This is a genomic window from Buttiauxella sp. BIGb0552 (assembly GCF_004366275.1).
Lineage (GTDB): Bacteria > Pseudomonadota > Gammaproteobacteria > Enterobacterales > Enterobacteriaceae > Buttiauxella > Buttiauxella gaviniae.
In genome coordinates, this window is the sequence record NZ_SODY01000002.1 from 296,754 (window position 1) to 314,075 (window position 17,322).

Annotated in this window: 13 protein-coding genes; 4 read left to right on the forward strand and 9 right to left on the reverse strand. The window is 48.7% G+C overall.

Features of this window, described 5'->3' with window-relative positions:
* Positions 1-188 precede the first annotated feature (188 nt).
* The 5 genes from cmk to EDF88_RS06215 form a co-directional block, all read right to left on the reverse strand.
* Positions 189-875 (reverse strand): (d)CMP kinase, encoded by a 687-nt coding sequence (gene cmk, locus EDF88_RS06195; protein ID WP_064517519.1) that lies wholly within the window; start codon positions 873-875, stop codon positions 189-191.
* Between the two features lie 179 nt (positions 876-1,054).
* Positions 1,055-1,813: a M48 family metallopeptidase gene (locus EDF88_RS06200; RefSeq protein WP_134183574.1), complete on the reverse strand. Its 759-nt coding sequence runs from the start codon at positions 1,811-1,813 to the stop codon at positions 1,055-1,057.
* Positions 1,814-1,998: 185 nt separating this feature from the next.
* Positions 1,999-3,282 carry a 3-phosphoshikimate 1-carboxyvinyltransferase gene (aroA, locus tag EDF88_RS06205; protein ID WP_134184177.1) on the reverse strand — a complete coding sequence of 428 codons (1,284 nt, stop codon included), beginning with the start codon at positions 3,280-3,282 and terminating at the stop codon, positions 1,999-2,001.
* A 79-nt stretch (positions 3,283-3,361) separates the two neighbouring features.
* Complete coding sequence (gene serC / locus EDF88_RS06210) at positions 3,362-4,447, reverse strand: 3-phosphoserine/phosphohydroxythreonine transaminase (protein ID WP_134183576.1); 1,086 nt, start codon at positions 4,445-4,447, stop codon at positions 3,362-3,364.
* Between the two features lie 160 nt (positions 4,448-4,607).
* Positions 4,608-5,300, reverse strand: a complete 693-nt coding sequence (locus EDF88_RS06215; protein WP_064517511.1) for a DUF421 domain-containing protein — start codon at positions 5,298-5,300, stop codon at positions 4,608-4,610.
* A gap of 138 nt (positions 5,301-5,438) precedes the next feature.
* On the opposite strand from EDF88_RS06215, the gene ycaO reads away from it, so the two are divergent.
* The 4 genes from ycaO (at position 5,439) to pflA (ending at position 11,737) form a co-directional block, all read left to right on the forward strand.
* Positions 5,439-7,196 carry a 30S ribosomal protein S12 methylthiotransferase accessory factor YcaO gene (gene ycaO, locus EDF88_RS06220; RefSeq protein ID WP_064517507.1) on the forward strand — a complete coding sequence of 586 codons (1,758 nt, stop codon included), beginning with the start codon at positions 5,439-5,441 and terminating at the stop codon, positions 7,194-7,196.
* 406 nt (positions 7,197-7,602) lie between these two features.
* Positions 7,603-8,460 (forward strand): formate transporter FocA, encoded by an 858-nt coding sequence (gene focA / locus EDF88_RS06225; protein ID WP_064517504.1) that lies wholly within the window; start codon positions 7,603-7,605, stop codon positions 8,458-8,460.
* A gap of 53 nt (positions 8,461-8,513) precedes the next feature.
* Positions 8,514-10,796: a formate C-acetyltransferase gene (gene pflB / locus EDF88_RS06230; protein WP_064517500.1), complete on the forward strand. Its 2,283-nt coding sequence runs from the start codon at positions 8,514-8,516 to the stop codon at positions 10,794-10,796.
* 200 nt (positions 10,797-10,996) lie between these two features.
* Positions 10,997-11,737: a pyruvate formate lyase 1-activating protein gene (gene pflA, locus EDF88_RS06235; RefSeq protein WP_064517497.1), complete on the forward strand. Its 741-nt coding sequence runs from the start codon at positions 10,997-10,999 to the stop codon at positions 11,735-11,737.
* A 68-nt stretch (positions 11,738-11,805) separates the two neighbouring features.
* On the opposite strand, the gene EDF88_RS06240 is transcribed toward pflA, so the two are convergent.
* From EDF88_RS06240 to dmsA, 4 genes are all read right to left on the reverse strand, one after another.
* Positions 11,806-12,954, reverse strand: coding sequence for an MFS transporter (locus EDF88_RS06240; protein WP_064517495.1), 1,149 nt, complete (start codon positions 12,952-12,954; stop codon positions 11,806-11,808).
* 284 nt (positions 12,955-13,238) lie between these two features.
* On the reverse strand, positions 13,239-14,099 hold the full coding sequence (locus EDF88_RS06250; protein WP_064517491.1) for a dimethyl sulfoxide reductase anchor subunit family protein: 861 nt from the start codon (positions 14,097-14,099) through the stop codon (positions 13,239-13,241).
* Between the two features lies 1 nt (position 14,100).
* Entirely contained in the window at positions 14,101-14,718 is a 618-nt protein-coding gene (locus EDF88_RS06255; RefSeq protein WP_064517490.1) for a DMSO/selenate family reductase complex B subunit, read from the reverse strand.
* Between the two features lie 10 nt (positions 14,719-14,728).
* Positions 14,729-17,173: a dimethylsulfoxide reductase subunit A gene (dmsA, locus tag EDF88_RS06260; RefSeq protein ID WP_064517487.1), complete on the reverse strand. Its 2,445-nt coding sequence runs from the start codon at positions 17,171-17,173 to the stop codon at positions 14,729-14,731.
* Between the last annotated feature and the right edge of the window lie 149 nt (positions 17,174-17,322).

Consider the following 17,322-nt stretch of genomic DNA (forward strand, 5'->3'; position numbering starts at 1 on the left):
ATCTTCAAGGTTCTTTAGTTTAACGTCCATTTAGCATCCCGCCGAATGGGGTTGTTTCACATACCCCGCCATTGGCTCCATGCCGACAGGGTTTAGGTTACAGGGGTAAAAATCTACCCGATATGTCAGGATACCACTATGGCAATATCATGACAAATATGACAAAACAGACACCAGCACAATATTGACTATTGAGCTGGTGTTAAAATTTTCTGCGCGTATGTCAGCGCTTGTTTGATGACTTCGTCAATTGACATGCTGGTTGAATCCAGCACCAACGCATCTGCGGCTGGCACTAACGGTGCTACTGCACGGTTACGGTCACGATCATCACGTTCTTTAATTTCTGCCAAAAGGCGCTCAAAGTTAACACTAAAGCCCTTCTCCTGCAACTGCAGCATACGCCTTTGGGCACGCTCTTCAGATGAGGCATCAAGGAAGATTTTTACCGGTGCATCAGGGAAAACGACTGTTCCCATATCACGTCCATCAGCAATCAGGCCAGGAGCCTCTCTGAACGCACGCTGACGGCGTAACAACGCCTCACGTACACGAGGAAAAGCGGCAACCTGAGAAGCTGCATTTGCCACGTCCTGCGTACGGATTTCCGCGCTGACGTCTTCTCCTTCAAGAATGACTTCCAGCTCGCCATTGTTGGCAACAAAGCGCACATCAAGATGTGCCGCCAGTGGAACCAGGGCATCTTCAGATGTAACGTCAACCTGGTGATGCAAAGCCGCTAATGCCAGAACTCGATAAATGGCTCCAGAATCAAGAAGATGCCATTGCAACGCTTCCGCCATGGCCTTACAAAGCGTGCCTTTTCCTGCGCCGCTTGGGCCATCAATCGTTATTACCGGGGCGGGTGCCGTCATCGTACTCTCCTCTCGCTGGAATTGCGGATCTAAAATATCAACGCCGCATATTATACGCCGCCAGATTACTGACCGTTATCTTTCCTGCCAATTATCGTAGTTAATGAGGCTGAGTGTAGAAGAATTGCGCAACTTGAGGTGGGGCTGGAAAAAACCAGCCCCAAATTCAGAGAGGTAGTTTATTTTTTATCTGCTGCTATGCGGTCACGGACATGTTGCGCACGTTCAGCTGATGGTGGATGTGAATCAAACATAGACTTCGATGTACCACCATCAAGCGTTGCAAGCTTATCAAAACTGCTTGCCAGTCCTTGAGTATTGATTTTGCGTTTTTTTAGGAGATCATATGAGAAATCATCAGCCTCTGACTCTTCACTGCGCGAGAACGTCGCATTAACCGCCGCTTCGGCTAAATCACCAAGTTGTGACTGAGATAACTGTGATGCCACTCCGCTGGTTGCAGAAACTGCGTCCTTGGCCGCCATAGTGGCATAGGCCGTTTGCAGTTTTTCCTTTGAATGACCCAAGGCTACGTGACCCATTTCATGACCAAGAACACCTTCAACTTCGTTATCGGTCATCATGTCCATTAAGCCGCTGTAGACACGTACACAGCCGTTGGCCATCGCCCAGGCATTTATATCGCTGGTCAAATACACTTTATAATTTACTGGTGTACCGTCGACCTGATCCCCAAGGGCCTTGGCAATTTTGTTCAAGCGTTTGGCATATTTGCTGGATTTACCCGCGAGTTGGTTTTCACTATCTGCTTGTTTACAGGACTGGTTTGCCACTGCCTTAACATCCGCATCGCTGAGTGTTGCGGCTTTGAAGGCCGACATTCCGGACGATACCAGTTTATCGCCATTCATGTTCTTACACGCTACCAAAGATCCCACCATTAACACTGCCAATACTACCTTTTTGAAAGTCTTCATAGTTATCTTCCGTTGATGAGCTATACATGAAACAAATCATCGATTTGTTGATCAAATCGGACGTGAGATTAACAGTGGTACAAGCAGGTGCAATAAAAGCGGAGGTACGAAAACGGAGTTGATCTTATGCGGGATATTGAGAATTTACTCCGGCACTCAACGTTACCGGAGCAAATGGTGGTGCATTACTTGAGGGTGCTAATACGCGCTAACTGCTCAAAATAGTCCGGAAAAGTTTTCGCGGTACATTTCGGGTCAAGGATAGTTACTGGTGTGTCTGACAACGCCACCAGCGAGAAACACATCGCCATACGGTGATCGTTATAAGTGCCGATTTCAGCAACTTGGAGCTGAGCAGGTGGCGTCACAGTAATGTAATCTTCGCCCTCTTCCACCACCGCTCCGACTTTACGCAACTCTGTTGCCATCGCGCTCAGGCGGTCAGTCTCTTTCACACGCCAGTTATAAATATTACGCAGCGTGGTAGTGCCTCTGGCAAACAAGGCCGCCGTTGCGATTGTCATCGCAGCATCTGGAATATGGTTCATATCCATATCAATGGCGTTAAGTTCCCCGCGCTCACAGGAGATGAAATCATCGCCCCAGGTAATTTTTGCACCCATTTTTTCCAGCACATCAGCAAAGCGGATATCGCCTTGTACGCTGTTACGGCCAATACCCGTGACTTTTACCGTACCGCCTTTAATTGCACCAGCCGCGAGGAAGTAAGAAGCAGAAGATGCATCGCCTTCCACCAGATACGCGCCCGGTGAAATGTACTGCTGGCCGCCACGAATAACAAAGCTGCGGTAATCACGGTTTTCGACTTCAACACCAAAAGTTTTCATCAGGTGTAGGGTGATATCGATATACGGTTTCGATACCAGCTCACCTTTAATGGTGATTTCGGTGTCGCTTGCCGCCAGTGGAGCAGTCATTAACAGCGCCGTCAGGAACTGGCTGGATACACTACCATCAACCGAAACCTGGCCGCCGCTAAAACCGCCACGCAAACGCAGCGGCGGGTAATTCTCCTGCTCCAGATAATCAATCTGAGCACCACCCTGACGTAATGCATCAACCAGATGACCAATTGGACGTTCTTTCATGCGCGGTTCACCCGTCAGCACGATGTTATTGCTGCCCAGACACAGTGCCGCCGCCAGTGGACGCATCGCCGTACCTGCGTTTCCTAAGAACAGTTCCATCTCGCCTGACGCTTGCAGTGGACCACCCATGCCAGTCACTTCGCAACGCGTGCGGTCAGCAGAAAGCGTATAGTTCACGCCCAGTGCTTTCAGCGCGTTAAGCATATGACGCACATCGTCGCTATCCAGCAAATTAGTCAGTTCAGTGGTGCCATTAGCCAGCGCTGCCAGCAACAGAGCTCGGTTAGAGACACTTTTTGAACCAGGAAGATTAATTGTGCCGTCGACAAGGGCGATGGGTTGTAACGTCAGGGATTCCAGCATGGGGAAAATACTCTCAACTCAAACAGAATAAAAACCCCGCGAAGCAAGTCGCGGGGAGAATAACAACGAGCAACGATTAACCGTGGCGACGTTCGAAGTCGACCATAAAATTGGTTAACGCTTGTACGCCTTCGAGCGGCATCGCATTGTAGATGGATGCGCGCATTCCACCCACAACACGGTGGCCCTTCAATGCATGCAGACCAGCGGCAAACGACTCTTCCAGGAAGACTTTATCAAGTGCGCTATCAGCTAACTGGAACGGAATGTTCATGCGCGAACGGTTAGCTGAAGCAACATCGTTACGGTAGAAGTCGCTTTTATCGATAACACCATATAACAACTCAGCTTTTGCTTTGTTGATTTTGTCCATTACTTCGACGCCACCCTGCTCTTTCAGCCACTTAAATACCAGGCCGGAAAGATACCAGGCAAACGTAGGTGGGGTGTTAAACATGGAGTCGTTTTCGTTTAGCACGGTGTAGTCAAGAATTGACGGACACGCTTTATGCGCCTTGCCGAGCAAATCTTCACGCACAATAACTAACGTCAAACCCGCAGGACCAATGTTTTTCTGCGCGCCTGCGTAAATCACACCAAAGCGGCTGACATCCATTGGATGCGATAAAATAGAGGATGAGTAGTCAGCTACCACGACTTTATCGCCGAAATCCGGCGTTTCATGAGTCGCGATACCGTCAATAGTTTCATTCGGGCAATAGTGCAGGTAGGCACTGTTTTCAGAAACCTGCCACTCGCTCATCGGTTTGATGGCACGCAGGCCGTCGATGGTAACTTTGGCATCAATAACATTCGGAGTGCAGTATTTATGCGCTTCTTTTACAGCACTGCTCGCCCAGTAACCGCCATCAACATAATCAGCGGTAGTTTTGTCGCCCAGCAGGTTTAACGGTACACCAGCAAATTGGCCGCGACCACCGCCGTGACAGAACAAAACTTTGTAGTTTGAGGGGATTTGCAGGAGATCACGAAAATCTTTTTCAGCTTCTTCAGCGACCTCAATAAACTCTTTACCACGATGGCTAATCTCCATTACGGAGGTGCCTAAGCCTTGCCAGTCGCAGAGTTCAAGTTGCGCACGACGAAGCACTTCAGCCGGCAGCATTGCCGGGCCGGAACTAAAATTGTATACCTGAGCCATTTCCCCTCACCACGCTTAAAGCAATAAGTTTTATCACGCTATCGGTTTTATCACTCAGATGCAGAGGCTGCAACGGTTAATCAGGCATGGCTGGGTAATGTGCGCAAAATCACACAACATAATCAACTAGTGGCTGAATTAAATGCCCGATAACCACCCGTCACGTCACTCGCGTGGCGGTACAGGCTTTGACCCAGAACTTGTGTTCACAACGTGGGCAAGGCGTTTCATCCCCGGCATTAAGTGTCACCACTTCGCTGCAGTGAATACAGGCGTAATCTGCATCTTCAGGGACTTTAAGAAACCGTTCGCAGCAGGGTTCGGGTAAAATAGGTAACCCCGGCCTGACGAGTTTATCGGGGAAAAAGTAGACGCTGATTTGACCGTTAGTTTCCAGTATGGCTAGCCGTACCTGCCCAAGATGTTCAACACCCACCAATCGTAGTTCCATAAAGAACTCAAATTCAGTCATGTTTTGCGACTTCATTTTTTCCCAGGCAAACTCGCCTTCTTCAATCAGAACCGAAGGTTTGCCTTCAAGCAGGTTTTCAAGTTTTTCGCTGTGGCTCATCAACCACATCACCAGGCGATAAAGCAGCCCCAGCGTGACGAACACAATCAAGACGGGCAACATGGGGACATCATGATAAAACGCCACATCGCCTGCCGCAGAGCCGAGTGTCAGAATGATCAATACTTCAAATAGCGACATCTGCCGAACACCGCGCCGCCCCGTTATCTTCAAAAATAGAAATACCAATATAAAGGTGTAGAGACTGCGTAAAGCGACTTCCCAAAGAAAATCGAGGGGAACGTCATTTAATGCCATCCGCTGGAGATCAAAGGACTTCATTTATACCGCCATAACAGTAGGTTACTGACAATAAGCATAGCCTGTTATGCTAGAACCGCCTGCATGCTGCTGACGATGGCGTCAGTCTGCTAAAACCCGTATCATTGCGCGCTTTGCGTACGACAAAAGTGAAACCTCATGACTCAAACCTTTATTCCTGGCAAAGATGCCGCTCTGGAAGACTCCATCGCTCGCTTTCAGACCAAACTCGCCGATCTTGGCTTTAATATAGAAGAAGCCTCCTGGTTAAACCCTGTACCGAACGTCTGGTCAGTGCATATCCGTGATAAAGACAGCGCGCTGTGCTTTACCAATGGTAAAGGTGCAACTAAAAAAGCTGCTTTAGCTTCAGCACTGGGTGAATATTTCGAACGTCTCTCGACTAACTATTTCTTTGCTGATTTCTGGTTGGGCAAAACCATCGCTAATGGCCCATTTGTGCATTATCCAAACGAGAAGTGGTTCCCAATCCCAGAAGATGAGCAACTGCCGGAAGGTATTCTCGACGATCGCCTGCGCGCGTTTTACGATCCAGAAAACGAAGTGACTGCAGGTATGCTTATCGACCTGCAATCAGGTAATGAAGAGCGTGGGATTTGCGCGCTGCCATTCACCCGCCAGTCAGATCAAGAAACCGTTTACATTCCGATGAACATTATCGGCAACCTGTACGTATCAAACGGAATGTCCGCAGGTAACACTGCCAATGAAGCGCGCGTTCAGGCACTTTCCGAAGTGTTCGAGCGCCACATCAAGAACCGTATTATTGCCGAAAGCATCAGCCTGCCAGAAATTCCACAAGAAGTGCTGGCTCGTTATCCGGGCGTGGTTGAGTCAATTGCTACCCTTGAAGCCGAAGGTTTCCCAATCTTCGCGTATGACGGTTCATTAGGCGGCAAATACCCCGTTATCTGTGTGGTATTGTTCAACCCAGCTAACGGCACTTGCTTTGCATCGTTTGGTGCTCACCCTGATTTTGGTGTTGCGCTGGAACGTACCGTGACAGAACTGCTTCAGGGCCGCGGTCTGAAAGACCTGGATGTGTTTACTCCACCAACCTTTGACGACGAAGAAGTGGCTGAGCATGCAAACCTGGAAACTCACTTCATTGATTCCAGCGGTCTGATCTCCTGGGATATGTTCAAGCAAGATGCTGACTATCCATTTGTTGACTGGAGCTTCTCCGGCACAACAGAAGAAGAGTTCGCCACGTTGATGGCAATTTTTGATGCAGAAGACCAGGAAGTCTACATCGCTGATTATCAGCATCTGGATGTTTATGCTTGCCGCATCATCGTGCCAGGCATGTCCGATATTTACCCGGCTGAAGACCTGCTGCTCGCAAACAACAATATGGGCTATCACCTGCGCGATACGATTCTGGCTCTGCCGGGTAGCGAGTGGGAGAAACAAGATTATCTGGGCCTGATTTCTCAGTTAGATGAAGAAGGCCACGATGACTTCACCCGTGTGCGCGAATTGCTGGGTCTGGCGACAGGTAAAGATAACGGTTGGTACACGCTGCGTATTGGCGAGTTAAAAGCCATGCTGGCTCTGGCTGGCGGCGATACCGAACAAGCGCTTATCTGGACTGAATGGACAATGGAATTCAATGCGTCTATTTTCAGCGCCGAACGTGCAAACTATTACCGCTGCCTGCAAACATTACTGCTTTTGGCAATGGAAGAAGACCGCCAGCCGCTGCAATACCTGAATGCCTTCGTACGCATGTACGGTGCAGAAACTGTTGAAGCGGCGAGTGCTGCCCTGAGTGGCGAAGCTGCATTCTATGGCCTGCAAGCTGTAGATAGCGATTTAAAAGCCTTCCCTGCTCATCAGGCGCTGTTAAGCGCGTATGAAAAATTGCAACGCGCAAAAGCGGCATTTTGGAAATAAAGTAACAAAAAGAAACTCAAAGGTGCGTAAACCATAATGTTTACGCTATATTACGGGGCGATTTTTATCGCCCCGTGTATTTATTGGCAGCGTAATAATTTCACTTGTGACTCAATAGTTAAATATTGGTGAAATATTATTAAGTGAAACTACAAATAATGTTGCCAAATTACTGAAATACTCCATTCTAATTAATCAAACACAGGAGCTTCGAGGTTAAATATCAAATTACACTATAAACTTTAAACTTTATTTTTATCATAAAAATCAATAATCTGAACTGAAAAATAGCTAAAAACCTGCTTTTTTCAGGCCTATAAGCTTGGCGAGATATGATCCATATCAAATTTTACTCTATAATGCTTTGTTAGTATCTCGTCGCCGAATTAAATAAGAGAGAGTTAGTGTGAAAGCTGACAACCCTTTTGATCTATTGCTCCCAGCTGCTATGGCGAAAGTTGCCGAAGATGCTGGCGTCTATAAAGCAACAAAACACCCGCTAACCACGTTTTATTTAGCGATAACCGCGGGTATGTTCATCTCGATTGCCTTTGTCTTTTACATCACTGCTACTACCGGTACTGCAACAATTCCGTTTGGTATTGCAAAACTGATTGGCGGTACTTGCTTCTCCTTAGGACTTATCCTGTGTGTCATCTGCGGTGCAGACCTTTTCACTTCTACAGTGTTAATCGTTGTTGCTAAAGCCAGTGGACGTATCACTTGGGGTCAGTTAGCCAAGAACTGGGTTAACGTTTATATCGGTAACCTGTGCGGCGCTTTGATGTTTGTGGTGTTGATTTGGTTGTCAGGCATGTATATGACAGCAAATGGTGCGTGGGGTCTGAATGTGCTTCAAACCGCGGACCACAAAATGCATCACACCTTTATTGAAGCTGTGTGCCTCGGTATTTTAGCTAACCTGATGGTCTGTCTGGCTGTCTGGATGAGCTACTCCGGTCGCAGTTTGATGGACAAGATGTTTGCTATGATCCTCCCGGTCGCCATGTTTGTTGCTAGTGGTTTTGAGCACAGTATCGCAAACATGTTCATGATCCCTATGGGTATCGTAGTACGCAACTTTGCAAGCCCGGAATTCTGGACCGCAGTTGGGTCGTCTCCGGACAATTTCACACACTTGACCGTGTTGAACTTCATCACCGATAACTTAATCCCCGTAACTATCGGGAACATCATCGGTGGTGGTTTACTGGTTGGGTTGACGTACTGGGTAATTTATCTGCGCGGTGGCGATAAGCACTAAGTGCTAACTGTCGTGTAGGGAATAAGAAATCCACATTAGAAGGTAGGTGTTAAATGTCCGAACTTAATGAAAAGTTAGCCACCGCTTGGGAAGGTTTTGCTAAAGGCGACTGGCAGAATGAAGTCAACGTGCGTGACTTTATTCAGAAAAACTACACCCCTTACGAGGGCGACGAGTCCTTCCTGGCAGGTGCTACAGATGCAACTACCGCTCTGTGGGACAACGTTATGGAAGGCGTTAAACAGGAAAACCGCACTCACGCGCCTGTTGACTTCGACACTGACCTCGCATCCACCATCACCTCCCACGATGCTGGTTACATCAACAAGTCCCTCGAAACTATCGTCGGCCTGCAAACTGATGCTCCACTGAAACGTGCAATTATTCCGTTTGGTGGCATCAAAATGGTTGAAGGTTCTTGCAAAGTATACGGTCGTGAACTTGACCCAATGCTTAAGAAGATCTTCACCGAATACCGCAAAACTCACAACCAGGGTGTGTTTGACGTTTATACCAAAGACATCCTGAACTGCCGTAAATCAGGCGTAATCACCGGTCTGCCGGATGCTTACGGTCGTGGTCGTATCATTGGTGACTACCGTCGCGTAGCACTGTACGGTATCGACTTCCTGATGAAAGACAAATTCGCTCAGTTCAACTCTCTGCAGAGCAAACTGGAAAACGGCGAAGATCTGGAAGCAACAATCCGTCTGCGTGAAGAAATCTCTGAACAGCACCGTGCTCTGGGTCAGATCAAAGAAATGGCTGCTAAATATGGCTGCGATATCTCTGGTCCTGCTAAAAATGCTCAAGAAGCAATTCAGTGGACTTACTTCGGCTACCTGGCTGCGGTTAAATCTCAGAACGGCGCTGCAATGTCCTTCGGTCGTGTTTCCACCTTCCTGGATGCATTCATCGAACGTGACCTGAAAGCAGGCAAAATTACTGAGCTTGAAGCACAGGAAATGATTGACCACCTGGTCATGAAACTGCGTATGGTTCGCTTCCTGCGTACCCCTGAGTATGATGAGCTGTTCTCTGGTGACCCAATCTGGGCGACTGAATCTATCGCCGGTATGGGTGTAGATGGCCGTACTCTGGTTACCAAATCTAGCTTCCGTTTCCTGAACACCCTGTACACCATGGGGCCGTCTCCGGAGCCGAACATCACTATTCTGTGGTCTGAAAAACTGCCACTGAACTTCAAGAAGTTCGCAGCTAAAGTTTCCATCGATACCTCTTCTCTGCAATACGAGAACGATGATCTGATGCGCCCTGACTTCAACAACGATGACTACGCAATCGCATGTTGCGTAAGCCCAATGATTGTTGGTAAGCAAATGCAGTTCTTCGGTGCTCGCGCTAACCTCGCGAAAACCATGCTGTATGCAATCAACGGCGGCGTTGATGAAAAACTGAAAATTCAGATCGGTCCTAAAGAAGCGCCAATCATGGCTGACGTTCTGGACTACGATAACGTTCTTGACCGTCTTGATCACTTCATGGACTGGTTGGCTAAACAGTACGTCACCGCGCTGAACATCATTCACTACATGCATGATAAATACAGCTACGAAGCGTCTCTGATGGCTCTGCATGACCGTGACGTTGTTCGCACCATGGCTTGTGGTATCGCGGGTCTGTCTGTTGCAGCTGACTCCCTGTCTGCAATCAAATACGCGAAAGTTAAACCTGTTCGTGACGAAGACGGCCTGGCTGTAGACTTCGAAATCGAAGGCGAATACCCAATGTTCGGTAACAACGATTCTCGCGTAGATGATATCGCTGTTGACCTGGTAGAACGTTTCATGAAGAAAATTCAGAAACTGACTACTTACCGTAACGCTATCCCGACTCAGTCTGTTCTGACCATCACCTCTAACGTGGTTTATGGTAAGAAAACCGGTAACACCCCAGACGGTCGTCGCGCTGGCGCTCCATTCGGTCCAGGTGCTAACCCAATGCACGGTCGCGACCAGAAAGGTGCTGTTGCCTCTCTGACTTCCGTTGCTAAACTGCCGTTTGCTTACGCTAAAGATGGTATCTCTTACACCTTCTCTATCGTTCCTAACGCACTGGGTAAAGACGACGAAGTTCGTAAAACTAACCTCGCGGGTCTGATGGATGGTTACTTCCATCACGAAGCGTCCATCGAAGGTGGTCAACACCTGAACGTGAACGTAATGAACCGTGAAATGCTGCTGGATGCGATGGAACACCCTGAGAAATATCCTCAGCTGACCATTCGTGTTTCTGGTTACGCTGTACGTTTTAACTCCCTGACTAAAGAACAACAGCAGGACGTTATTACCCGCACCTTCACTCAAACCATGTAATTCACGGTTTGTCTGAAAAGGCGTACAATGAAGGCTCCACCTCGGTGGGGCCTTTTCTTATGTCAGAACCAGTTTTGCAAGATAACTGCTACGTTTAGGTTATCTCGCAAAATTGATTCGACGCGGCAAGACTCTATTCGACCGCGCTCAACCTGGTTCCTGCTTTTAAGGCATGGACCAATACTGGAGAGAACACCGCAATGTCAGTAATTGGCCGAATTCATTCCTTTGAATCCTGCGGTACCGTGGATGGTCCCGGTATTCGTTTTATTACCTTTTTCCAGGGCTGCCTGATGCGCTGCCTGTATTGCCACAATCGTGATACATGGGATACGCATGGTGGCAAAGAGGTCAGTGTTGAAGAACTGATGAAAGAAGTGGTGACCTATCGCCACTTTATGAATGCATCTGGTGGTGGTGTAACGGCCTCAGGCGGCGAAGCTATTCTGCAAGCAGAATTCGTACGTGACTGGTTCCGGGCCTGCCGTAAAGAAGGGATTCATACCTGTCTTGATACCAACGGTTTTGTGCGCCGCTACGATCCGGTAATTGATGAATTGCTGGAAGTGACCGATCTGGTCATGCTCGATTTAAAACAGATGAACGACGAAATTCACCAGAATCTGGTTGGCGTCTCTAATCATCGTACGCTGGAATTTGCACGCTACCTTTCTGATAAGAACGTTAACGTCTGGATTCGCTATGTTGTGGTACCGGGCTGGTCTGACGATGACGACTCAGCACATCGACTGGGTGAGTTCACACGTGATATGGGTAATGTAGAGAAGATCGAATTACTGCCTTACCACGAGCTGGGTAAACACAAATGGGTGGCGATGGGTGAAGAGTACAAACTTGATGGCGTACACCCGCCGAAGAAAGAGACAATGGAACGCGTAAAAGGCATTCTGGAACAGTATGGTCACAAGGTGATGTACTAAGTTTTAGATATCCGATTCGTCGCTCAATGCAAAAAGCCCCTTCGAGGGGCTTTTTTGTATCTTCAATTTCAGGCGTGGGCAACTGGTGTTGAATGAGGCCCTGCTTTGCGTAGCAGCATGAGTAAGTAGACAAACGCGACGCCTGCTATCATAACGAACAGCAAATTGTCCGAGAAATTTTGCATCAACATTGAGGTAAACGTTGGGCCAAGCAAGCTACCTACGGTATAGCTGAGCAGGAGAGCCTGGTTCATTGCTACCAACTGATGGTGCTCAACTTTCTCACAGGCCCAAGCCATTGCTACTGGATAAAGAGTAAACCCTGCCGCGCCTAGCACAAACAACGTAGGCCCCATCGCCGCATTGCTTAGCATTGCCAAGCAACCCAGAATCACAATAAATACCTGAACACGCAGCACCAGTAAACGGCCAAAACGATCTGCCAGGCGCCCTACCGGCCACTGTCCGACAATACCTGCACTGACCATCACCGCCATCCAGAAACCAATACCGGCATCGCTGACGCCCTGATGGTTTAGATACAGCGGCATCAACCCATAAAGGGAGCCGAGTACGATCCCGGAAATAATGCAGCCGTTCACGCCAAGACGTGCATGTCGCAGGCGCAGCATTGGCCAGACAGGCGTCACTTCCTGGTTTTCACTCCGATCATTCACAATGCGAGTAAACAACAGCGGAAGAATCGCGGTTAAAATAAGCGCCGTCACCCATGGTAGGACGCTGGCTAAATCGGTCGGCATTTTGCTGATCATCAATTGGCCTAACACCGTGCCAACGTAATAAACCATCATGTAGGCTGCCAGCAAGCGCCCACGATTGTGAGAAGTGCCGCTGCACATCAAGGCGCTTTCAACCACCACCCAAATCATCGCACAGCCGATACCCGCGATGAAACGCCACATCATCCAACTCCAGAAACCGGTCATCAGCCCCAATCCTGCACAACCCGCAGCAAAAATCAGCGAGGCAAGATAGTAGCTACGGTTGAAACCCTGACGTTTAATTAGCCATCCGGTCAGCAAAGTACCCACCAAGTTTCCAGTAAAGTACGATGAACCCACCATCCCGACTTGCCAGGTTGGAAGATTTTCGTGAGCTAACCAAAGTGGAACCAGCGTATTTAAAACCGCTATCGCCAGGGTCAAAAGCATCAGACCACAGAGCAAAAGCATCACTGGCCGGGTATAGGTGGACATGTAGAAACCGCGAGGAAGAGAATAATTTGTGCGCATCATGCCACTGGAAAAATGATTGTCAATCGAGTGCTGACGGGGCCTGGCACGATTTGAAAACTGTCGATTTGAAAAACTTATCTTACTTGTGAGCAAAGCATATAGACGAAATGCTATCTCTCTGTTTTTGATGGGATCAGGTATTGGGAATCGAAGCGGGTTGGATGAAAAATTTCATGGTAAATTGCATGATATTTTTTATCCGAAAAGATTAAATGCGCCCGAAAGCGCATTTAATCGCGATGGCATTAACTTGCGATAGCCATACCAACCGTCATATGCAGACCGTAGAACACACCGCGGCCTATTAGCTCACCAACAATAACCAACACGAAGGCGAATGTCAGAACTGCAGGGTTTGCCTGGCCACCTTTAAGTTGCGGGATAATCCAACAAGCTAATGCAAGCGCCAGCACCAACAAGCGCCATGACATCAATGCACCATATTCAGGAACCAGTGCAGATGCCTGCATGATTGAGCTGTGGATTGTCGCTAAATCCATACCCTGTAACATCACAACCACGGTACTTATTACAACAGCCAGCAATGAAATTGCAGGAAGAAGACGCATTCCCCAACCCGTTACGCCTGCAACGCGTAGCAGTAAGTAACCGAGCAGCGGCCCACCTATAAACATCGTCAGGAAGAAACTGAGCGGAGTATAAACACTATACCAGGTTGGTACGGTATCAATCAGGTAGACCTTACACATCATCCAGACAAAGAACACACCCAGAATCATCGTCAGCATCATCCAGATTTTACCCAGTGCCTGCGGCATTTTGCCCAGCACGGTAACCAGCCACCAGAAACCACCCACCGCGAAGAAGACTGAGCCGCTGGCAATTTCATTACTGAGTGCTGATTCCCCGATGCGATTAAGCGAGTTGAAGGCGCGTAGTGGTGAGCCGAGATGCAGTACTGAGGCCATAAAACCAATGCCCATCAACACCCACAGCACGATCATTGCCCAATGCACACGCTTTTGCTGTACACGGTCGGAAACACCGGTCAGCAATGCTAATGCCATAACAATAAAACCACCCGCGACGCACTGCCCTAAAACCGTAAAGACCATTAGTGGCCATTCATGCCATCCGTTACCCATCTCACACCTCCTTCGGGTTTGCCAGATAACCGGTTTTATCCCCACATGGGCGGCTGTTGGCGTTAGGTTTAATGACAATATTTGGCTTAGTGAAATGTGCTGATGGCAGCGGAGCAATGGCTGCCTGTTCACCATACTTCGCGCGTAGTTCAGCAATCGGTGCCATATCTAGCGCACGTAATGGGCAGGATTCGACACAGACAGGCTTCTTGCCCTCAGCAATACGCTCATGACAGCCATCACACTTAGTCATGTGACCTTTTTCAGCGTTGTACTGTGGTGCGCCGTATGGGCAGGCCATATGGCAATAGCGGCAGCCAATACAAACATCTTCATTAACGACCACAAAACCGTCTTCACGCTTATGCATCGCACCGCTTGGGCAGACCTTGGTACAAGCCGGATCTTCACAATGGTTACAAGCAATCGACAGATAGTAGGCGAAGACGTTTTGCTGCCAAACCCCGTTGTCTTGTTGCCAGTCACCGCCAGCATATTCATAAATGCGACGGAAGCTGACGTCCGGGCCTAAATTTTTGTAATCTTTACAAGCCAGCTCGCAGGTCTTACAACCAGTGCAGCGGCTCGAGTCTATATAAAATCCGTATTGGGTAGTCATCAGCTATTCCTTACGCCTTCTCGACCTGGACGAGGTTACTGTGGGATGGGTTGCCTTTTGCCAGTGGCGACGGCCGCTGCGTGGTTAACACGTTAATGCTACCCGAGTGGTCAACTTTATTGGCATCCGGGCTATACCAGGCCCCTTCCCCCATCGCGACAACGCCAGGGATTATGCGCGGTGTCACTTTCGCATTGATTTGAACTTCCCCACGCCCATTGAAGATACGCACTATGTCGCCGTTCTTAATCCCACGTTGCTGTGCATCAATTGGGTTGATCCACATTTCCTGACGACAGGCTGCTTTCAACACATCCACATTGCCGTAGGTTGAGTGGGTACGCGCTTTGTAATGGAAGCCCGTCATCTGCAATGGCCATTTCTCGGCCAGCGGATCGCCAAAGTTTTCAAAGCCCGCACTGTAAACTGGTAGCGGATCGATGACGTCTCCTTCATTAAGTTGCCAGGTGGCTGCAATTTCGGCTAACTGTTCAGAATAGATTTCAATTTTCCCTGATGGTGTCGTCAGTGGATTCGCCGCTGGGTCTTCACGGAAGGCTTTATACGCCACGTGGTGGCCTTCAGGGTCACGCTGCTTGAAGATGCCAACTTTTCGGAATTCATCAAAACTCGGTAGGTCAGGAATCGCTTCCTGAGACTGCTGATAGAGATGACGCATCCAGCCTTCTTGCGTGCGCCCTTCTGTGAACTGTTGCTCAACCCCCATGCGTTTTGCCAGTTCAGTAGTCATCTCATAAATAGTTTTGCACTCAAAACGAGGTTTAATCACCTGATCGGCAAAAATCACATAAGCCATGTTGCCGCATGACGCATCGAGGCAGAAGTCCATCTGTTCAGATGCGGTGCAATCAGGCAGCAATATATCTGCGTATTTAGCAGAGGAAGTCATGTGGTTATCGATCACCACAATCATTTCGCATTTCTTGTCGTCTTGTAGGATATCGTGAGTACGGTTAATTTCTGAGTGCTGGTTAATCAGGCAGTTACTGGCATAGTTCCAGACCATTTTGATTGGCACATCGAGATTATCTTTGCCGCGCACACCGTCACGAGTTGCGGTCATTTCTGGGCCGCGCTCGATGGCATCCGTCCACAAGAACATCGAAATACTGGTTTGCACCGGATTTTCCAGCGTCGGCATACGCACAAATGGCAGGCTATAAGAGCCTTCGCGTGCGCCGCTATTACCGCCATTGATTCCCACATTACCCGTCAGGATCGACAACATGGCGATGGCACGTGAAACCAGTTCACCGTTTGAGTGGCGTTGTGGCCCCCAGCCCTGGCTAATAAAAGCAGGTCTCGCGGTGGCGATTTCACGAGCAAGTTTAATAATGCGGTCGGCAGGAATACCGGTAATTTGGGCCGCCCATTGTGGCGTTTTGGCCTGGCCATCGGCTCCTTCGCCAAGAATATAGGCTTTGTAATGTCCGTTAGCAGGAGCCGTTTTTGGAAGAGTTTTTTCGTCGTAACCGACACAGTATGTATCGAGGAATGGCTGATCAACCAGATTTTCAGTGATCATTACCCATGCTAAAGCTGAGATAAGGGCGGTATCAGTACCCGGACGAATTGGAATCCACTCATCTTCACGCCCGGCACCAGTATCGGTGTAACGAGGATCGATGATAATCATGCGAGCATTAGATTTTTCGCGAGCCTGCTCAAGATAGTAAGTCACCCCGCCGCCACTCATACGCGTTTCGCCAGGGTTATTGCCAAACAGCACGACTAATTTGCTGTTTTCAATATCAGATGGGCTATTGCCATCCGCCCAACCGCCGTAGGTATAGTTCAGGCCAGCGGCAATTTGTGCAGTTGAATAGTCGCCATAATGATTGAGATAACCGCCGCAGCAGTTCATCAAACGGGCGATTAATGTTGACCCTGGTGGCCAGGAGCGGGTCATGGTGCCACCCAGCGTACCGGTGCCGTAATTCAGGTAAATAGCTTCGTTGCCGTACTCTTTGATAATGCCTTTCATGCTATTGGCGATGGTATCGTAGGCTTCATCCCAACTGATTTGCTCAAACTTCCCTTCTCCACGCGCACCAACACGCTTCATCGGATATTTCAGGCGGTCGGCATTATAGACGCGACGACGCATTGAGCGACCACGCAGGCACGCGCGGACCTGATGCAACCCTTCGTAGTTGTCATCACCGGTGTTGTCTGTCTCAACATATTTGATTTCGCCATCCGCCACATGCATACGAAGTGGGCAACGGCTACCGCAGTTTACTGTACAGGCGCTCCAGATAACTTTCTCAGCATCTGTTTGTGTATCAGCGGCAGTCTGTGCAAAAGCCAGGCGGCTAAAGGGAAGTGTTAATGCTCCACTCGCAGCAGCAAGACCACCGATAGCTGTAGTTTTCACCAGCTTACGGCGACTCACTTGTGCGGTAAGGACCGCATTAGAAGTTTTCTCTTTCATAATGACCCACTTGTTTAGTGCTCACATTTAAACAAGCTGGCAACGGTTGCTGACTAAATTGCGGCATGCGTATCCATTGCTCAGCCCAAAAGAGAAAGGAGTGTATTGGTTTATGTCAGGGCCACAATTGGTAGTCCAGTTACATCATG